Here is a 17,190-nt window from a genome sequence, read left to right as displayed (position 1 = left end):
CCGTACGGGGGAGGGTGAGCATGGTCTCGAACTAATGTTCGAGTTTTCACGCATAATCGACGCATGCTCGACACTGGTGACACGCTGCCGCCGGGGCCGCGTCACCTGCACATGGTCCGGCCCAACCAGCCCGTTTGGGTCGATCTCAAGCTGGTGTACCCCGTCGGCGCGGTGAAGACCCGCCTGCCCGACGGCCTGGACCTGACGGCCACCGTCCCCGGACTGCTGGGGATGTGGCGGGCGACGACGACGGGGCACTGGGTCGGCTGGGTCACCTTCCAGCTCGGCCCGGTCGGGCAGGGCGGCACGACGCACTCGCAGTGGGTGCTGGCGGAGGCGCTGCGGCCGCGCGAGCAACGGAACCCTTGGTCGGGAAGCTTCCCGTACGAGCGGCGCCGGTGATCGTCCCGCCCGGTGGACGGTGTTGACCGCGTGCCGGAGTGCGCCCACCATGACGTCGTGTCCATCACCTGGGAGTTCGCGCCCGTCCGCTCGGCGGGTGAAGGCGTCGCCGCACTGCTCCTGCGCCGTGGACGGCTGGGCTCTCCGCCCGCGTAACCGCATTTCCCCAGCGAAGGCCATCCCGTGAAGGTGGCCGTCTTCGTCATCCCGGAAATCGGAACCCTGGAGCCCCGGCATGTCCATCGAACTGCCCGACCGTGTCCTCCTCCGCCCGGCGCACGTCCCCGACGGCGGAATCCTCGAAGGGCCGCGCGTACTGCGGCGCCTGCCGGAAGGCGTGGAAGAACGCCCTTACGAGCTGTTCGCGCTGCGTCCGCTGGGACGGGTCATCGGCGCCGAGATCGGCGGTGTCGACCTCGCCGAACCGCTGACCCCCGCACTGCGGGCGGAGCTGAACCGCGCGCTCCTGGAATGGAAGGTGCTGTTCTTCCGCGACCAGCGCATCACCTCGGCGCATCAGCGCGCGTTCGCCGCCCACTGGGGCGAACTGGAGACGAACCCGTTCATCCCGCGGGGCGAAACCGAGGACACCACCCGTTTCACCCGGTCGGCGACCATGCCCGCGTTCGAGAACATCTGGCACGTCGACGTCACCTTCCGGCCCGCGCCCGCCCTCGGTTCGGTCCTGCGGCTGATCGAGGTGCCGCCCGTCGGCGGCGACACGATCTGGGCCGACATGGCCGCCGCCTACGACAACCTCCCGGAAGACGTCCGCGAACGGATCGACGGGTTGACCGCGGTGCACGACTTCATCCCCGGCTTCGCCCGCTTCTCCGATCCGGAAACGCTCCGGCGGCATCAGGACGCCTTCCCGCCGGTCGAGCATCCGGTCGTCCGCACGCATCCGGAAACGGGACGGCGCACGCTCTTCGTGAACCAGGCCTTCACGACCCACATCGTCGGACTCGACCGCGAAGAGAGCGACAGGCTCCTGCGGTACCTGTTCAGCCGCGCGCACATCCCGGAGTTTCAGGTGCGCTTCGGCTGGCGGCCCGGTTCGGTGGCGTTCTGGGACAACCGCGCCACCCAGCACTACGCCGTCAACGACTACCACCCGTACACGCGGGTGGCCGAACGTGTCGCCATCGTGGGTGACCGGCCGTTCTGAGCGGCCGTCCCCGCGACGGGTGATCGGTGCGCTCGTCGCGGGCGGGCACCCCGGCACCTGTGTGACGATGAGGCCATGGGCATCAACTTCGATGAATTGAAGAACAAGGCCACCGACGCTCTCCGCGAGCACAACGACAAGATCGAGGGCGGCGTGGACAAGGTGGCGGACTTCGCCAAGTCGAAGTTCTCCGGCCACGACTCCCAGATCGACTCCGGCGTCGAGAAGGCGAAGGGCTTCATCAACAAGTTCGACGACACCCCGGACAACCCGCCTTCCCAGGAGCAGCCGCCGCAGCCGCCCCCGGGCCAGTAACCCCAGGCGTTTAGTCCTCTGGATGCGGTCCTTGCGCGCGCAACTACCGCATCCAGAGGACGAAACGCGTCAGGAGACCTCGCCGATCGCGGTGTCACCCTCGATCGCGGTGATCCAGCCGCCGCGCTCGCCGAGGGCGATCAGGCCGTCACGGGCGTCCGGGGCGCTCAGGCTGACGCGGACGCCGGCGCGTTCCGCGTCCTTGCTGGCCGCAAACGCTTGCGCGCCCTCGTAGCCGGCGTTGACCGTCACCGCGAGCCCGCCCGTCGACGCCAGCGAACCCCGTGCGGCGCCCAGCCGTCCGAGCGCCTCGTCGACGATCGGCAGCAGCGCGTCCCGGTTCCCCTCGGTCATCGCCCGCACCAGCGCCGGGCTCGACCCGGCCACCCGCGTGCCGTCCGTGTAGGACCCCGCCGCCAGCGACATCGCCAGCGGCCCGCCCTGCGCGCCGATCGTGGCCAGGATGGCCGCGAAGATATGCGGCAGATGCGAGATCCGCGCGACCGTCTCGTCATGCGAGTCCGCGGGCAGCGGGACGACGTGCGCGCCGACGTCCAGCACCAGCCGCGCGACCTCGGCCCACGCGGTCAGGTCGGTGTCGTGCTCGACACCGAGCACCCACGCGGCGCGGGCGAACAACGCCGGGTTGCTCGCCTTCCAGCCGGACTCCGCGGTCCCGGCCATCGGATGCCCGCCGACGAACTTCGCGTAGGACGCGCGGCGGCGGACGGCGTCCAGCACCGGGCCCTTCACGCTGGTGACGTCGGTGAGCACGCAGTGCCCGGCGACCCGCGAAACGGTCCGAAGCACCTCTTCGACCGCGGGCAGCGGGACCGCGAGCACGATCATCGCGTCCCGCTCCGCCGCCTTGCTCAGCGCGGCTTCGACCTGCGTGGTGACGTCGAAACCCGCCCTGCTGGCGGCGTCCGCGTCAGCTTCGGAGGTCGTCGCCCCGAACGTGGTGCGGCCGATCGAGTGCGCCGCACGCAGCAGCGAACCGCCGATCAACCCGAGCCCGATCACGCATACGTCTCGCACAAGTGTTCATCCTGCCATCTGCGAGCCCACTCGTCAGAGAACGGCGGCGAGGCGGGTGCCCTGATCGATGGCCCGTTTGGCGTCCAGTTCGGCCGCGACGTCGGCGCCGCCGATCAAATGCACCGGCAGGCCGGCCGCCCGCAGCTCGTCGGCGAGGTCGCGTACCGGCTCCTGTCCCGCGCAGACGACGACGTTGTCCACATCGAGCACTCGCCGTTCGTCACCGACGGTGATGTGGAGGCCGTCGTCGTCGATGCGGTCGTAGGTGACCCCGGTGAGCTGCTCGACGCGTTTCGCCTTCAGCGCCGCCCGGTGCACCCAGCCGCTGGTCTTGCCCAGACCCGCGCCGATACCGGACTTCTTGCGCTGCAGCAGGAAGACCTGCCGGGGCGACGGTTCGACCTTCCGCTCGGTCAGCCCGCCCGCCGCCCGCTCGGGATCGGTGACGCCCCATTCGGCCATCCACGCGTCCAGGTCGAGCGCGGGCGAGGTGGTGTGCGTGAGGAATTCGCTGACGTCCACGCCGATCCCGCCCGCGCCGATCACGGCGACCTTCGCGCCCACCGGTTTCCCGTGCCGGACGACGTCCACATAGGACAGAACCTTGGGATGGTCGATACCGGGCAGCGAAGGCACCCGCGGCGTCACGCCGGTGGCCAGCACGACCTCGTCGAATCCGGCGCCGACCAGGTCGGTGGCGGTCGCGCGGGTGCCGAGGCGCACCTTGACGCCGGTGATCTCCAGGCGTCGCGTGTAGTACCGGATGGTCTCCGCGAACTCCTCCTTGCCCGGGATCTTGCGCGCGATCCCGAACTGGCCGCCGATCTCGTCGTCGGCTTCGAACAGTTCGACGGCGTGCCCGCGGTCGGCGAGGGCGGTCGCGGCCGCCAGCCCGGCGGGACCCGCGCCGACGACGGCGACGCGTTTGGTCTTCCGCGCGGGGCTCAGGGTCAGCGTGGTCTCGTGGCCCGCGCGCGGATTGACCATGCAGGACACCAGTTTCCGCTTGAACGCGTGATCGAGACAGGCCTGGTTGCAGGCGATGCAGGTGTTGATCTCGTCCTCGCGCCCGGTCTCGGCCTTGCGGATCCACTCCGGGTCGGCGAGGAACGGCCGCGCCATCGACACCAGGTCCGCGTCACCGCCGGCCAGCGCCTCCTCGGCGACCTCCGGCATGTTGATCCGGTTCGACGTGACCACCGGGATCCCGACATGCGGCTTGAGCTTCCCGGTCACCCAGGTGAAGGCCGCGCGCGGCACCGACGTCACGATCGTCGGCACCCGCGCCTCGTGCCAGCCGATACCGGTGTTGATGATCGTCGCGCCCGCCTCTTCGACCTCCTTGGCCAGCGCGACGACGTCTTCCCAGCGCTGTCCGCCTTCGACGAGGTCCAACATGGACAGCCGGTAGATGATGATGAAGTCCTCGCCGACGGCCTCACGCGTGCGGCGCACGATCTCGACGGCGATCCGGCGGCGGTTTTCCGCGCTGCCGCCCCATTTGTCGGTGCGCTTGTTGGTCCGCTCGGCGAGGAACTGGTTGATGAAGTAGCCCTCGGATCCCATGATCTCGACGCCGTCGTAGCCCGCTTCCTTGGCCAGGAAGGCACAATCGGCGAACGCGCGGATCTGCCGCAGCACGCCGTACCCGGAAAGGGCCCGCGGTTTGAACGGGTTGATCGGCGCCTTGATGCTCGACGCGGAAACGCTCAGCGGGTGGTAGGAATATCGGCCCGCGTGCAGGATCTGCAGTGCGATCTTGCCGCCCGCCTCATGCACCGGATCGGTGAGTTGCTTGTGCGCCTTGGCTTCCGCGCGCGTCGAGAGCTTCGACGCCAGCGGCAGGAGCCAGCCGGTCCGGTTCGGCGCGAACCCGCCGGTGACGATCAGCCCGACGCCACCGCGGGCGCGTTCGGCGTAATACTCGGCCAGCTGCGGGAAATGTGCTTCCTTGTCTTCGAGGCCGGTGTGCATCGACCCCATGATCACCCGGTTGCGCAGGGTGGTGAAGCCGAGATCGAGCGGGGACAGCAGGTTCGGGTACTGGCTCATCACAGGTCCTTACGCATCGTGGTGGAATGCCTGGAGGACTTCCTCTAGCCACTCGACGTGGCCCTGTTCGGTTCGGATTCCCCCGCGCAACACGAGAAACTGATGCAACGACTGTCCACTGAGGACGCTCGGATTCGGGAAGTCGCGCTTCTCGATCAGCAGGTAGGCGTCGAGCTGGGCCGCGTGCGCGTCGCGATGCCGGGTGATCTCGGCGGCGACGGCACCGGGGTCGCCGAGCGTCGCGCCGCGGATCTTGACGGCGAGTTCGCGCGCGGTGGCCGCGGGATCGGGTTCGGCGAGCCAGCGGGCCAGTTCGGCCCGGCCCTCGTCGCCGACGGTGTAGACCTTCTTGTCGGGTTTCCCGGACTGCGCGACCTGGTCGACGGCGACCCAGCCCGCGTCCTCCATCCGCTTGAGGACCCGGTAGATCTGCTGGTGGGTGGCGTTCCACCACAGCCCGATGGACTTCTCGAAGCGGCGGGTCAGCTCGTAGCCCGAGCCGGACCGCTCGGACAGCGAAACCAGGATCGCGTGCTCCAGTGCCATGCACCTAGTTTCATATGCACCTAGTTGCACTGCAAGGCGACGCACGTCACAAAGCGCGTGAAGGCCCCTTCCCTCGGCTCAGCCGAGGGAAGGGGGCCTTCACGCGAGAAATGTCAGGGTTTGCGGGCGACCCCACCGATGACGCGCGACTCCGACGGCGTCGCGGCGAAGACCGTGCTCTCGTCCGGATGCCACGCTGGCGCGTAGACCAGGCCCGGCTCCAGCAGTGGCCAGCCGCCGAAGAACCGCCGGAACTCGTCCATCGTGCGCAGGAAACCAGGGTTCGTAGTGGTCTCGTAGTAGTCGAGGATGTCGAGCAGCGCCTGCCGTTCCTCGTCGTTGGCGGGGTTCTCGTTGGTCATCTGCGAGAGCACCAGCAGCGATCCCGGCGCGAGCCGGTCGCGGTAGAAGTCGAGCAATCCGTCCGGATCCTGCTCGTCCTTGATGAAGTGCATGACCGCGTTGATCACCAGCGCGATGGGCCGGCGGACGTCGATGATGCCCGAGTCCATCACCCGGGCCCAGAGGTCTTCGGGGTCGAACAGGTCCGCGGCGATCGCGTGATGCCGGTCCGGGTCGGCGGTGTCGGCGAGCAGCAGCGTCGAATGCGCGAGCGCGATCGGCTCGTTGTCGATGTAGAGGACGTGCGTGTCCTCCTCGGGGCGCGCCTCGTCGGCGACCTCGTGGACGTTGCCGGCGGTCGGCAGGCCGGAGCCGATGTCGACGAACTGCCGCAGGCCCAGTTCCGCGCAGTGCCGCACGGCACGGCCGAGGAACTGCCTGCTGGTCTTGCAGTAGTCGCCCATGAGCGGCAGGCGTTCACGCACCTTCTCGGCGAAGTCGCGGTCGATGGCGTAGTGCGTGTCCCCGCCGATGAAGTAGTCGTAGACCCGGGCCGCGGACGGCCGGTCCAAGCTGTTCTCGACGGCCTTGAGCGCCGCGTCGTGATCGATCATCGTCATCCCTTTGTCCGCGCCGGAAATCCCATGCTAACCGGCCGGAACGTAGGCCTGGCGGTAGGCGTTCACGGATTCGGTCAAGCGATCGAGCTCCGCGCGGGTGCGGGCCAGCCCGGCCGCGTCGAGTCCCATCGCCTCGCCGATGATCTTCGGGATCCCGCTCGCGCGGTCCCTGAGCCGGACGCCGTCCTCGGTCAGGCTGATGCGAACGGACCGTTCGTCGTCGGCCTGCCGGTCACGCCGGACCAGTCCGGACTTCTCCAGTCGCTTGAGCAGGGGCGACAACGTGCCGGAGTCGAGGTTCAGCAGGGTGCCGAGTTCCTTGACCAGCCGCTCGTCCTTCTCCCAGAGTGCGAGCATCACCAGGTACTGCGGATAGGTCAGGCCCAGATCGTCGAGCACGACGCGGTAAAGCGCGGTCACGGCCCGCGAAGCCGCGTAGAGCCCGAAGCACAGTTGATCGTCCAGGCACAGCGATTCGGTCTTGTTCGTCGGCATCGGCCCTCCTGCTCACATGGTGCGTCGATGATGCCTCAGTCCGCTACTCGAGTGGGGTAAATCTCCTCGTGGACATTTTAGTTGTGCACAACTGAGTTGCGAGCTACCTTCATGACATCGACTTCGCACCGCACCCCAGGAGGCAGAAATGACCGCCAACCCGCACAACCTGGTCCTCGAACCGGCCGCGCAGGCCTTCGTCGAGGCCACCGCCAACCCGCCGTTCCTTTTCGAACTCCCGCCCGAGGAAGGACGCAAGGCCGTCGACGAGGTCCAGGGCGGCGACGTCGAACTGCCCGCCGCGGACGTCGAGACCACCGACGTCGACGGCGTCGAGGTCCGCATCGTCCGGCCGCGGGGCGCGACGGGCCCGCTGCCCGTGATCGTCTACATCCACGGCGCGGGCTGGGTCTTCGGGAACTTCCACACCCACGAACGCCTGGTCCGGGAACTCGCCGTCGGCACCGGCGCGGCCGTCGTCTTCCCCGAGTACAGCCGTTCACCCGAGGCGCGCTACCCGGTGGCGATCGAGCAGAACTACGCCGTGGCCAAGTGGGTCGCCGAGCACGGCGCCGAGCACGGGCTCGACGGTACGAAGATCGCGATCGCCGGTGACTCGGTCGGCGGGAACATGACCGCGGCCCTCACCCTGCTCGCGAAGCGGCGTGGCGACGTCACCTTCCGCCAGCAGGTGCTCTTCTACCCGGTGACCGACGCGAACTTCGAAACCGAGTCGTACCGGCAGTTCGCCGAGGGCTACTTCCTCGCCCTCGAAGGCATGAAGTGGTTCTGGGACCAGTACACGACCGATCCGGCGCAGCGCGCCGAAAGCACCGCGTCGCCGCTGCGGGCGAGCCTCGACGAGCTGTCCGGACTGCCGCCCGCGCTGGTCATCACCGGCGAGGCCGACGTCCTGCGCGACGAAGGCGAGGCGTACGCCGCGAAACTGCGTCAGGCCGGAGTCCCGGTGACGGCCGTGCGGTATCAGGGCATCGTCCACGACTTCGTCATGCTCAACACGCTGCGCGGAACCCAGGCCGCGGAAGCGGCGATCAACCAGGCGATCGGGGTACTGCGCACCGCCCTCGAAGACTGAGTGACCGCATCGCACGATTGTCCAGGGTGACACGCGTCACCCTGGACAACACTTACCGGTGGTCGCACGTCTCTTGATCCAGATAAGGGGAAGCCGCGCGGACTCGCGCGCTCCGGCCGGGGAGGGACACGATCGCCATGGGACTGGGACTGAGTGCCATCCGGCTGGATTCGACGCTGAACCTCGTCATCGTCATCGTGCTGACGCTGCTCGCGATCATCGCGGTGCCGTTCTTCTGGGAGCGCTGGCGGCGCAAGGTGCTCGGGCGCAGCACCACGATCCTCACCGCGGTGGTGCTGATCGTGGTCAGCACCGGGATGGGCGGGAACATGATCGGCGGGTTCTTCCCCACGGTCGGTGCCCTGTTCGGCACCGGCGTGTACTCCGGGGAGAACGTCGACGCCGTCGCGGGCCAGAACGGCGCCGACCTCGACAAGCTGCGTGACGCCGGGGCCATGCGCGCCAAAGAGGGCAAGGGTTCCGTCGTGCACATGACGGTGACCGGCAAACGCACCGGCCTCACCCGCGACGTCTCGGTGTACTTCCCGCCCCAGTACTACGATCCCGCGTACCGGTCGCTCAAGTTCCCGGTCATCGAATGGATCCCGAACTACCCGTCCGGCCCCGAAGTGGTCACCGGCCCCTACGAGCTGCCCGCCAAACTCGACGCGGCCATCGCGAAGCACGTGCTCCCGCCGACCTTGGTGGTGATCCCGGATCCCACCGGGAAACCGAAGGTCGGTCACGACACCGAATGCATCGACGAGGTCAACGGCACCGCCAATGACACCTACCTGACCGCCGACATCCGCGACTGGGCGATCGACAAGCTCGGCGCCAACCCGCAGCGGAAGGCGTGGACGATGGCGGGCTGGTCCTCGGGCGGGTACTGCGCGATGAACCTGGTGACCCGGCATCCGCAGTGGTACGGCCAGGCGGCCAGCGTCAGCGGCTACTACAAGGCTTCGGTGGACGCGGAGACGGAGAACCTGTTCAAGAACCGGCAGGACATCGTCGACGCGAACACGATCACGCTGAACCTGCAGAAGCACCCGTCGCCGGTGGACATCCTCGCCATCGCGGGGGACAAGGAAAGCTTCGAGAGCTTCTCGATCGACCAGCTCCAGGCGGCCGTCCGCGCGCCCGCGACGCTCTCGTCATGGCGCATCCCGGACGCCGGGCACAACATGAACACCTTCAAGGCGCAGGTGCCCGACGTGCTGGCTTGGATCGGCGCGCGGACGGTGCCGCCGTGCGCGCCGCAGGACAAGAAGATCGTCAGCAACGGCGGGGTCACTCCGTGGCCGCTGCCCAACACCGGCGCGAAGGGCGCGCTGGTCGACGTCGTCGAGTAGCTATTGAGTGGTAAGGCAAACATGGCGTGTCTCAGGACAGGCCCGGACTGGCCGACGGAAGCAGGGGTATGACCAGGGATGTCCACAAAGGACATTGTTCCAGTCATGATGTGTGACTTGAGCGGTTTGCGCGGTCTCGCGAGGTGGTCGTGAGTGGCAAATAGCGTTCTAACCCTCATTGTCACTCACGACCCCCTTCGAGACCGTACATATAGGCATCAATCGGACATCGATTTACTGAAAACTGTCCCTTATGGACAGTCACGGGATGCGCCCAGCCTCCTGGGGATACCCCTCAATAACCGCGCTTGGCGCGATAAGCCTTGGGGTACAAGCGAATCCGGTCGGGCATGGGTTTCGCGGCCATCCTGGTGACGGTGGCCAGCAGCCGAAGCCGACGCTCGTCCCGGTCTGTCCATTCGAGACTCAGCCGGTCACGGAGAGCCTGAGGCAACAGGCCGATCGCGCACAGGGACAGGACGTTCCCGCCCGCCGGGCGGACGGAACGCCACCAGGCCTCGGGCAAGAACCACCAGGGCGGCGGCGGGGTGTCACGCATGCCGAGCGAGCCGAGGAGTTCTCGTACCGTGTGATTGTTTTCGAGCCGGTTCGTGACGACATCGGCGAAGTAGGCCTCGAATCCTTCGAAATCCTCCGGCATGTGGTGGTCGCGCAAGCCGAGGATCAAGCCGAGGTGCCGCCATTCCGCGTAGAAGCGGCGTTTCTCCTTGTAGGGCATGGGATACAGGAAGACGTCATGCAGGCGGAGCGCCGTCCAGAACGTCGAGCCGTGCACCCACCAGTAGGCCTCGGGATTCAGCGCGTGATAGCGCTCGCCGTGGTGGTCGACGCCCTTGATCGCCTTGTGCATCTCGCGCAGCCGCTCGGCCTCCGCGATCGCCGCCCGGCCGCCGAAAACCTGGGACAGCAGCGAATCGATGGTCCGGTCGAGGCGTCCCCAGGGGTCTTCGACGTAGTTCGAATGGTCGTGGACACCGGCGCCGATCACCGGATGGGCCACCTGCAGCAGTAACGCGGTCCCCGCGCCGAGCAGCAGTCTCCGGTCGCCGACCACTTGCCACGCGACGGAATCCGGGCCGAGCGGGGTCAAGACGGGCAGACGGGCTTCGGTGCTCATGACGACCTCCCGAGAGAGTGGCGTGAGGCCACTGTCCCACCTTGTTTACAGGTCGTCAATAGCGGATCAGCCCGCGGCCAGCGCCGGGACCAGCGCTTTCACCACGTCGGTGACGCGTCTGCCGGCGCCGGGGTAGGTGGTCGACGTCGGTTGCGACGTCAGCACGACGACGATGTGGCGATCGTGCTCGCCGACGACCCCGGAGCTGTGCATGATCCGGGCGCCACGGCAGCACGCCCAGCCCTGCTTGATCGACCAGGGAAGGTCGCCCACGGCGTCCGGAACGCCGAAGTACTGCCGGATCCCGTCGGAACCGTTCTCCGTCGCACCGCTCAGCCCCCGCATGATCGTCGTCCGCGTGCCCGCGCCGACCTGCTCCAGCAGATAGCGGTAGACCTTCGCGATGTCCGCGGCGGTGATCCGGGTGTCGCCCCAGCGTCCGGGATCCTCGGGCGGGCGGGTGCCCGCGAGTCCGATCTTGGTCGCCCACCGGGTGACGATGGCGGGGCCGCCGTGGGCGGTCCACAGTTCGCTGGCGATCCCGTCGTCGCTGACCGAGAGCATCCGTTGCACCGTGCCCGGTGAGGCGCCTGCCTTGAGCGCTTCGAGCGCGATGAGGATCTTCACCAGGGACGCCGAGGTGTAGGAACGGTCCGCTTGCAGGGAAACGGTGGTCTTCTTGGCCAGGCGGTCGAAGACGACCACGCTGACCTGTCCGTCGGGGACGAGCCCCGAGAGGGTCTTCGGATCGACGCCGGTCACCGGCTTGCCGGGGTTCGGCTGGGGCGACGATTTCGGCGGCACCGACGGCGGCGGCTCGGACGGCGGGGGTTCGGCGGCCTCCGATTCGACGGTCAGCGCCGCGGCCCCGCTCGCCGGCGCGGCGACCACCGCCGTATCGGACCGCGACGGCGGAACCAGCAGCATCGCCATGACGGCCCCCAGACAGATCCCCACCAGCAGGAAGACCCCGCTCACCTTGCCCACACGACTTATTGGCCGATTCACCCATTCGTGTTCACAGCCGTGGTGATTCGTGTGGTGGGAAGCGCCTCTCCGGTTTGTCCGGGAAGCCCTCGGGGTATCTGACCCGCAGCGTGACCTCAGTGGCCAACTCTGGAAGGCGGAGCAATGGCACGTACACAACGCGCTCGTATCCGGACGGCCGGGCTCCAGCCCGCGCAGGTCCTAGCCGGGCTGGCGAGCCTGGCCTTCCTGGTGTTCGGGATCGTGGGCTTCACCAGGACCGGACTCGCCGATTTCGCCGGTCACAGCGACGCGACCGTCCTAGGGTTCTCGGTGAACCCGCTCTACAACCTCGGATTCGTCGTGCTGGGCGCGATCGGTCTGCTGCTGACCTTCGGTTCCGGCCGGTCCCGGGTCTTCGGACTCCTGACGTTCGCCGCCTTCGGGGCGCTGTTCGTCTGGGGTCTCATGATCACCGGGACCGTTTCGACGAACCCGGTCTCGCAGGCGGGTAACCCGTTCGACCTCAACGGGCCGGACAACTGGCTGCACCTCGGCCTCGCCGCGCTCGGGCTGGTGATCGCCGTCCTGCCCGCGCGGCACAAGGTGCTGCTGCCGGAGGACGAAGAGGAGACCGTGGTGGCGGACCGGGCCGACAGCGCCACGGTCGTCGAGCCTCTTCCGAACGACGGTTCGCGGCGGCGGCCGAAGCATGAGAAAAGCCCGACCGTCGCTCGTGAAGAGCGACCGCCGGGCCTCGCCCACTAGGTTGTCGGAACGGCTCAGTAGCCGTATTCCGAACCTCCGGCCTCGGCGGGAGCGCCTTCCTCCTTCTTGGGGGTGGCGTTCCCGCTCTGGGCCGCCTTGTCCTTCACCGGCGCGGTGCTCTTGCAGCCCGCGGGCTCGATGACGAACCAGGTGCCGCCGACGCCGTGCCCGTTCGCCTCGCCCGCCTTGGTGTCCTTGGCGTAGCGGTAGACGGCCCAGCCGCCGACGGTGACCTGCGTGGTGCCGTCCGCGCGCTTCACCTTGCCGAGCAGCTTCGCGTCGATGCCTTCGAGCTGGACGTCGCCCTCGGCGAGCACCGGCGGCCAGTTCTTGGCGCAGTCACCGTTGCAGGTCGGCTGCTTGTTCTTCTTGTCCTTGGTGAACATGTAGAGGGTGAAGCCGTCCTGGTCCACAATGGCCGGTCCGATGCCGTCGACGTTGCTCGCGACCAGCTTCGTGGCGCCTTCCGCCTTCTGCTCGGCCGGGGCCTCCTTGGCCGCCTGCCCGGCCTTGCCGCCCTTGGCGTTCGCGGCGTACCAGGTGCTGCCGACACCCTGTCCCTTCGCCTCGCCCGCCTTGGCGTCCTTGGCGTAGCGGTAGAGCGCCCAGCCGCCGACGGTGACCTGCTTGCGGCCGTCGGCGCGGGTCAGCTCGCCGACCAGCGCCTGGTCCACGCCTTCGATCTGCACTTCGCCGTCGGCGAGCACCGGCGGCCAGGCCTTCGCGCAGTCACCGTCGCAATTGGACTTCGGCGGCTTCGCGCTGTCCTTGTCGAAGCGGTACAAGGTGAACCCGTCCTTGTCGACGAGCACCTGGCCGAGATCCCCGGCTTCGGCCACGGCCACCTTGGTCTCACCCTTGGCCGCGGGGGCGTTCCCGCCCGCCCCGGCCACTGCGGCGGCCGGCGCTACGGCGGGCGAGGTGGCCTCGGTGCCACCCGAACAGGCCGACAGCAGCGCCAGGCCCGCGGCCGCAGACGCCGTTGCGACGACGAAACGCTTGCGAAGCATGGGATTTCTCCTTGTTCGTAGGGGTTCCGCGGCTTGGCGCGGTGAGCTTGTACCCCCTACACGGGCCCCTCACGGGACCGGTTCAAGAAGTTCCCTGATTTTCTTCGCGGACTTCCAGCGCGGCGTCCGTCAGCGCCCCGGCCGAACCGGTGTAGCGCGCGGGATCCAGCAGGTCGGCGAGGGTTTCCGCGGGGAGGACCCCGGTTATCTCCGGCAGGCCGGAAAGAACCTCGCCGAGGGCCCGATCCTGCTCCAGGGCGAGCGCGGCCGCGCGCCCGAGGACCTCCTTGGCCCGCGCCTTGCCCAGCAGCGGGGCGAGCACCGTCGAGAGCCGCTCGGAGACGATCTGGCCGTGCGTGAGGCCGAGGTTGCCGCGCATGCGGCCGTCGTTGACGACCAGGCCGCGGGCGAGTTCGGCCGCGGTGTGCGCGGCGCCGCCGGTCAGGCGCAGGCACTCGCGCAGCAGTTGCCATTCGGCGTGCCACGCGCCCGCGGACCGTTCGTCCTCGGAGATCAGGGCCTGGGTGACGCCGGTGGCCAGCACCGGCACCTGGAGCGCGGCCGACCGGATGAGCGTCGCCAGCACCGGATTGCGTTTGTGCGGCATCGCCGAGGAACCGCCACGGCCCTCACCCGCGGGTTCGGTGACCTCGCCGACCTCGGTGCGCGTCAGGAACTGGACGTCGACCGCGATCTTCCCGAGCGCGGCGGCGGTGAACGAGAGAGCGGCCGCGAGGTCGGCCGTCGGCGTGCGGAGGGTGTGCCAGGGGAGCGTGGTCTCGGCGAGACCGGTCTCTTCGGCGAAGGCCGTCTGCAACCGCTGCGGATAGCCCTCGGGCAACTCCGCGAGACGCGCGTACTCGGCGTACGCGGCGCGCGTGCCGCCCGCGCCCCCCAGCGAGACCGGCAGGACGACGCGCTTCAGCCTGCCGAGCGCGTCGAGTGTCAGCTGACGCCACCCCGCCGCCTTGAGCCCGAACGTGGTCGGCACCGCGTGGGCGGTGAGGGTGCGCCCGGCCATGATCGTGTCGCGGTGCGCGCGGGCGAGATCCGCGAGCGCGTCCGCCGTCGTCTCGAGGTCGGCCACGAGCAGTTCCCGTGTCCGCGCGGCGACCAGCATCATCGCGGTGTCGAAGATGTCCTGGCTGGTGGAGCCGCGATGGACGTACTCCGTACCCGCGGCCTCGGTCAGCTCCTTGATCAGCCCCACGACCGGATTCGCCGTCTCCCGCGCCGCCCTCGCCAACGCGACCACGTCGATCTCGGCCGCCGCGGCCGCTTCGGTGATCGCTTCGGCGGCGGCCATCGGGATCAGCCCGGTGCGCGCCTGCGCCCTGGCGAGCGCGGCCTCGGTGTCGAGCAGTGCCCGCACCCAAGCGAGGTCGCCCGTCGCCGCCTCGGCGGGAGTGCCCGCGCGGACCGGGGAGAGGAGGCCGGAATCGGGATCGGCGTTCATCAGCCCAGCATCGCACCCTCCTTGGTCAGTGGCCTGTCCTCCCATCGACGCGCTCACGCAGCAGGTCGGCGTGTCCGTTGTGGCGCGCGTACTCGGCGATGTGATGGGTCAGCAGCCACCGCAGCGAGAACGGCTCACCGTCGCGACGGCTCTTGCCCGTGTCGTCGAGCGAAGCGGCCGCCACGATTTCCCTGGACCGCGCGCATTCCTCGCGCCAGGCCGCCCACGCGACCTCGATGTCGCCGCCGAGGTCCTCGAAGTCCTGCTCGGGCCACTCGTCGGAGTAATAGAGGAGGGGGACGTCCTCGCCCGCGAACTGGATGCGGAACCACCAGCGCTCGACGCCGGTGAGGTGCCTGAGCAACCCGTGCAACGACATGGTCGACGGCTCGACCGACCGCGCGGCCAGCTGCTCCGGCGTCAGACCCTGGCACTTCAGCTCGAAGGTGCGACGATGCCAGTCGAGCGTGGCCGTCAAGATCTCGCGCTCGCTCCCCACCCGCGGCGGCTCCGGCCGGTCGCCGGACCACTTGGGGGCGAAGTTCTCCTCAGGGATCGTGTCCATGCCCTCGACCATGCCAGAGACCCCCGACAATTCCGTGGCGCGCGAGCGGCGGCCCCGGCATCCTGGTGGTCGGCGGCGGTCTACTAGACTCGGCCGCACGGGCCGTTAGCTCAATTGGTAGAGCTGCGGACTTTTAATCCGTAGGTTCTGGGTTCGAGCCCCAGGCGGCCCACAACATCAACATCCCCGCTGACCTGCGGGGATGTTGTACTTTTCGGGTCCTGTACACCTCGGTGTCGCTCACGATTGGGCTCCGTTTCGTCTCCGTTTGCTCTGGTGTGCCGAAGTTCGCGTCCAGCTGGCTGCACCAGGTCCGCGGCAGGTTGATTACTTGCCTGGCATGGGAGCAGTTCGGCGTGCCCGGGCTCTGCAACATCCCTGCTGACCTCCGTGACGTCTTCACACGTATCCGCGACGATGAAGGTCATGACCGACGATGCGCGGCCGGTGGCTGCGAGCACCTCCTCGACGCCGATAGCCGGAGGGCGGCCGGTGCTGCGGCCGATCCCAGGCTGGGTGGTCGCCGTGGGGGTCCCGGTGATGCTGCTGGTCGCGGTGGGAGCGGTGTGGCTGCTGCTCGGTTTCGGGGTGGACGGTACGAAGCTTGACGTCATCCGTACTGGCGGAGCTCTCGGAGTCGGTCTGGGTGGGGTCCTGGTGCTGTGGCTGGGAATCCGAGGCCAGCGCTCGACGAAGCTCGATCTGCTGGCCAAGTACGAGGCGCACGAGCTGGCCGAGCGTACTGCTGCGAACACGCTCGCCCATCAACAGCAAACGGCGGCAGATGCTCGGCACGACGCGGCCGAGCGCCGGATCACCGGGCTGTACACCAAGGCCGCCGACCAGCTCGGCTCGGACAAGGCCGCAGTCCGGCTGGCCGGCCTGTATGCGCTGGAACGCCTTGCGCAGAACACTCCCGGACAGCGTGAGGTCATAGGAAATCTCCTGTGCGCCTACCTGCGCATGCCGTTCCGACCCGCGGACGGAACCCTGCCGGCGGAGGCCGATCAGGACGCCCGCGACCGTAATGACGCCCGCATCCAGGAACAAGAGGCCCGCCAGACCGCGCTGGACGTACTTGCCCGTCATGCCTCTGTCGCTGGGCCGGCTCATTGGCCCGAGCTCGCCGTTCGGCTGCAACGGGCGAATCTGGGCGGTGCGGACCTGCGCAGTGCGAGCCTGAGCGGTGCTGACTTGAGCGGTGCCGACTTGAACGGTGCGGACCTGCGCGGGGCGAACCTGCGCGAGGTGGGCTTGGAACAGGCGGACTTGACGCGGGGCGAAGTTGCGCTGGGCAAACTTCGGCCAGGCGGATCTGCGCGGGGCGAAGTTATATCAGGCGGACCTGCACGGGGCGAAGCTGAACCAGGCGCTCCTGGGCCAGGTTGACCTGCGGGGTGCGGACCTGCGCAGGGGCGGATTTGCGCGGTGCGGACTTGCGCGAGTCGGACCTGCGTGAGGCCAAACTCGCTGGTGCGAACCTGAGGGGGTCGAACCTGGGCGGGATGGACTTGACCGGGGCGAACCTGAGCGAGACGGATTTACGTGAGACAGAGCTGCGTCGTGCGAAGCTCGTCGGTGTGGACCTACACGGTTCGGACCTGCGGGGACTGAACCTGGGCGGGCTGGACCTGCGCGAAGTGGATCTGAGCGGAGCGGATCTGCGCGAGGTGGATCTGCGCGGAGCAGATGTGAGCGGTGCGGATCTGCGCGAGCTGGACTTGCGTGAGACGGACCTGCGTGGAGCGAAGCTCGTGGGAGCGGATCTGCGAGGTTCGGACCTGCGCGGGATGGACCTGCGCGGGGTGGATCTAGACGCTGGACAAGCCGACTCCTGAATTACAGGCACAGCGGGGTG

The 17,190-nt window shown here is 68.5% G+C and carries 17 protein-coding genes, 1 tRNA gene and 3 pseudogenes; 11 read left to right on the top strand and 10 right to left on the bottom strand.

Annotated elements, in window-relative coordinates:
• Positions 1 to 63 precede the first annotated feature (63 nt).
• The 3 genes from SD37_RS40140 (at position 64) to SD37_RS40130 (ending at position 1,885) form a co-directional block, all read left to right on the top strand.
• Positions 64 to 402: a hypothetical protein gene (locus tag SD37_RS40140; RefSeq protein WP_037315101.1), complete on the top strand. Its 339-nt coding sequence runs from the start codon at positions 64 to 66 to the stop codon at positions 400 to 402.
• 235 nt (positions 403 to 637) lie between these two features.
• Positions 638 to 1,570: a TauD/TfdA dioxygenase family protein gene (locus SD37_RS40135; RefSeq protein WP_044855282.1), complete on the top strand. Its 933-nt coding sequence runs from the start codon at positions 638 to 640 to the stop codon at positions 1,568 to 1,570.
• 75 nt (positions 1,571 to 1,645) lie between these two features.
• Positions 1,646 to 1,885, top strand: coding sequence for an antitoxin (locus tag SD37_RS40130; RefSeq protein WP_037315097.1), 240 nt, complete (start codon positions 1,646 to 1,648; stop codon positions 1,883 to 1,885).
• 69 nt (positions 1,886 to 1,954) lie between these two features.
• Here the strand turns inward: SD37_RS40130 and SD37_RS40125 are convergent, their stop codons facing one another.
• The 5 genes from SD37_RS40125 to SD37_RS40105 all read right to left on the bottom strand — a co-directional run bounded on the left by SD37_RS40125 (position 1,955) and on the right by SD37_RS40105 (position 6,978).
• Positions 1,955 to 2,908, bottom strand: coding sequence for a prephenate dehydrogenase (locus tag SD37_RS40125; RefSeq protein WP_044855281.1), 954 nt, complete (start codon positions 2,906 to 2,908; stop codon positions 1,955 to 1,957).
• 48 nt (positions 2,909 to 2,956) lie between these two features.
• A complete protein-coding gene (locus tag SD37_RS40120) occupies positions 2,957 to 4,975 on the bottom strand; it encodes an NADPH-dependent 2,4-dienoyl-CoA reductase (RefSeq protein WP_044855280.1) in 2,019 nt (672 codons plus the stop codon).
• A 9-nt stretch (positions 4,976 to 4,984) separates the two neighbouring features.
• Positions 4,985 to 5,521 carry a PadR family transcriptional regulator gene (locus SD37_RS40115; RefSeq protein WP_044855279.1) on the bottom strand — a complete coding sequence of 179 codons (537 nt, stop codon included), beginning with the start codon at positions 5,519 to 5,521 and terminating at the stop codon, positions 4,985 to 4,987.
• Positions 5,522 to 5,634: 113 nt separating this feature from the next.
• Positions 5,635 to 6,483, bottom strand: coding sequence for an SAM-dependent methyltransferase (locus tag SD37_RS40110; protein WP_174567895.1), 849 nt, complete (start codon positions 6,481 to 6,483; stop codon positions 5,635 to 5,637).
• 27 nt (positions 6,484 to 6,510) lie between these two features.
• Positions 6,511 to 6,978 (bottom strand): MarR family winged helix-turn-helix transcriptional regulator, encoded by a 468-nt coding sequence (locus SD37_RS40105; protein WP_044855278.1) that lies wholly within the window; start codon positions 6,976 to 6,978, stop codon positions 6,511 to 6,513.
• Between the two features lie 148 nt (positions 6,979 to 7,126).
• On the opposite strand from SD37_RS40105, the gene SD37_RS40100 reads away from it, so the two are divergent.
• Positions 7,127 to 8,074 carry an alpha/beta hydrolase gene (locus SD37_RS40100; protein ID WP_044855277.1) on the top strand — a complete coding sequence of 316 codons (948 nt, stop codon included), beginning with the start codon at positions 7,127 to 7,129 and terminating at the stop codon, positions 8,072 to 8,074.
• Positions 8,075 to 8,211: 137 nt separating this feature from the next.
• The gene (locus tag SD37_RS40095) at positions 8,212 to 9,429 is read left to right on the top strand and encodes an alpha/beta hydrolase (RefSeq protein WP_044855276.1); all 1,218 of its coding nucleotides are present in this window, start codon (positions 8,212 to 8,214) and stop codon (positions 9,427 to 9,429) included.
• A gap of 295 nt (positions 9,430 to 9,724) precedes the next feature.
• Here SD37_RS40095 and SD37_RS40090 read toward each other — a convergent pair whose 3' ends face one another.
• Together SD37_RS40090 and SD37_RS40085 are read right to left on the bottom strand one after the other, a co-directional pair.
• Complete coding sequence (locus SD37_RS40090) at positions 9,725 to 10,567, bottom strand: oxygenase MpaB family protein (protein WP_044855275.1); 843 nt, start codon at positions 10,565 to 10,567, stop codon at positions 9,725 to 9,727.
• A gap of 66 nt (positions 10,568 to 10,633) precedes the next feature.
• Positions 10,634 to 11,554: a serine hydrolase gene (locus SD37_RS40085; RefSeq protein WP_044855274.1), complete on the bottom strand. Its 921-nt coding sequence runs from the start codon at positions 11,552 to 11,554 to the stop codon at positions 10,634 to 10,636.
• A gap of 144 nt (positions 11,555 to 11,698) precedes the next feature.
• Here SD37_RS40085 and SD37_RS40080 point away from each other — a divergent pair, with 144 nt between their 5' ends.
• On the top strand, positions 11,699 to 12,301 hold the full coding sequence (locus SD37_RS40080; protein ID WP_044855273.1) for a DUF4383 domain-containing protein: 603 nt from the start codon (positions 11,699 to 11,701) through the stop codon (positions 12,299 to 12,301).
• A gap of 14 nt (positions 12,302 to 12,315) precedes the next feature.
• Here the strand turns inward: SD37_RS40080 and SD37_RS40075 are convergent, their stop codons facing one another.
• The 3 genes from SD37_RS40075 to SD37_RS40065 form a co-directional block, all read right to left on the bottom strand.
• A complete protein-coding gene (locus tag SD37_RS40075; RefSeq protein WP_044855272.1) occupies positions 12,316 to 13,311 on the bottom strand; it encodes an SCO0930 family lipoprotein in 996 nt (331 codons plus the stop codon).
• Positions 13,312 to 13,393: 82 nt separating this feature from the next.
• A complete protein-coding gene (locus SD37_RS40070; RefSeq protein WP_044855271.1) occupies positions 13,394 to 14,767 on the bottom strand; it encodes a nitrosuccinate lyase in 1,374 nt (457 codons plus the stop codon).
• Between the two features lie 25 nt (positions 14,768 to 14,792).
• Positions 14,793 to 15,332 carry a DinB family protein gene (locus SD37_RS40065; RefSeq protein ID WP_044855270.1) on the bottom strand — a complete coding sequence of 180 codons (540 nt, stop codon included), beginning with the start codon at positions 15,330 to 15,332 and terminating at the stop codon, positions 14,793 to 14,795.
• Between the two features lie 99 nt (positions 15,333 to 15,431).
• On the opposite strand from SD37_RS40065, the gene SD37_RS40060 reads away from it, so the two are divergent.
• The 5 genes and pseudogenes from SD37_RS40060 (at position 15,432) to SD37_RS40050 (ending at position 17,170) form a co-directional block, all read left to right on the top strand.
• Positions 15,432 to 15,504: transfer RNA gene (locus SD37_RS40060), tRNA-Lys, on the top strand.
• Between the two features lie 245 nt (positions 15,505 to 15,749).
• Positions 15,750 to 16,598 (top strand): annotated as a pseudogene (locus tag SD37_RS44060) (pentapeptide repeat-containing protein); the annotation flags it as partial.
• Positions 16,599 to 16,617: 19 nt separating this feature from the next.
• A pseudogene (locus SD37_RS44370) lies at positions 16,618 to 16,710 on the top strand (pentapeptide repeat-containing protein); the annotation flags it as partial.
• A gap of 19 nt (positions 16,711 to 16,729) precedes the next feature.
• Positions 16,730 to 16,789 (top strand): annotated as a pseudogene (locus tag SD37_RS44365) (pentapeptide repeat-containing protein); the annotation flags it as partial.
• A gap of 48 nt (positions 16,790 to 16,837) precedes the next feature.
• Complete coding sequence (locus SD37_RS40050; RefSeq protein WP_052675120.1) at positions 16,838 to 17,170, top strand: pentapeptide repeat-containing protein; 333 nt, start codon at positions 16,838 to 16,840, stop codon at positions 17,168 to 17,170.
• The last annotated feature ends 20 nt before the right edge of the window (positions 17,171 to 17,190 follow it).

The sequence above is a fragment of the Amycolatopsis orientalis genome (assembly GCF_000943515.2).
In the GTDB taxonomy this organism is placed as follows: Bacteria; Actinomycetota; Actinomycetes; order Mycobacteriales; family Pseudonocardiaceae; genus Amycolatopsis; species Amycolatopsis orientalis.
Note: the sequence above shows the minus strand (reverse complement) of the source record. Positions and strands in the feature narration are given on the sequence as shown.

Coding starts and splice junctions, on each gene's coding strand:
- SD37_RS40140 (WP_037315101.1), top strand. CDS start 64: ATGCTCGACACTGGTGACACGCTGCCGCCGGGGCCGCGTCACCTGCAC.
- SD37_RS40050 (WP_052675120.1), top strand. CDS start 16,838: ATGGACTTGACCGGGGCGAACCTGAGCGAGACGGATTTACGTGAGACA.
- SD37_RS40105 (WP_044855278.1), bottom strand. CDS start 6,978: ATGCCGACGAACAAGACCGAATCGCTGTGCCTGGACGATCAACTGTGC.
- SD37_RS40115 (WP_044855279.1), bottom strand. CDS start 5,521: ATGGCACTGGAGCACGCGATCCTGGTTTCGCTGTCCGAGCGGTCCGGC.
- SD37_RS40070 (WP_044855271.1), bottom strand. CDS start 14,767: ATGAACGCCGATCCCGATTCCGGCCTCCTCTCCCCGGTCCGCGCGGGC.
- SD37_RS40075 (WP_044855272.1), bottom strand. CDS start 13,311: ATGCTTCGCAAGCGTTTCGTCGTCGCAACGGCGTCTGCGGCCGCGGGC.
- SD37_RS40110 (WP_174567895.1), bottom strand. CDS start 6,483: ATGACGATGATCGATCACGACGCGGCGCTCAAGGCCGTCGAGAACAGC.
- SD37_RS40100 (WP_044855277.1), top strand. CDS start 7,127: ATGACCGCCAACCCGCACAACCTGGTCCTCGAACCGGCCGCGCAGGCC.
- SD37_RS40120 (WP_044855280.1), bottom strand. CDS start 4,975: ATGAGCCAGTACCCGAACCTGCTGTCCCCGCTCGATCTCGGCTTCACC.
- SD37_RS40080 (WP_044855273.1), top strand. CDS start 11,699: ATGGCACGTACACAACGCGCTCGTATCCGGACGGCCGGGCTCCAGCCC.
- SD37_RS40130 (WP_037315097.1), top strand. CDS start 1,646: ATGGGCATCAACTTCGATGAATTGAAGAACAAGGCCACCGACGCTCTC.
- SD37_RS40135 (WP_044855282.1), top strand. CDS start 638: ATGTCCATCGAACTGCCCGACCGTGTCCTCCTCCGCCCGGCGCACGTC.
- SD37_RS40065 (WP_044855270.1), bottom strand. CDS start 15,332: ATGGACACGATCCCTGAGGAGAACTTCGCCCCCAAGTGGTCCGGCGAC.
- SD37_RS40095 (WP_044855276.1), top strand. CDS start 8,212: ATGGGACTGGGACTGAGTGCCATCCGGCTGGATTCGACGCTGAACCTC.
- SD37_RS40090 (WP_044855275.1), bottom strand. CDS start 10,567: ATGAGCACCGAAGCCCGTCTGCCCGTCTTGACCCCGCTCGGCCCGGAT.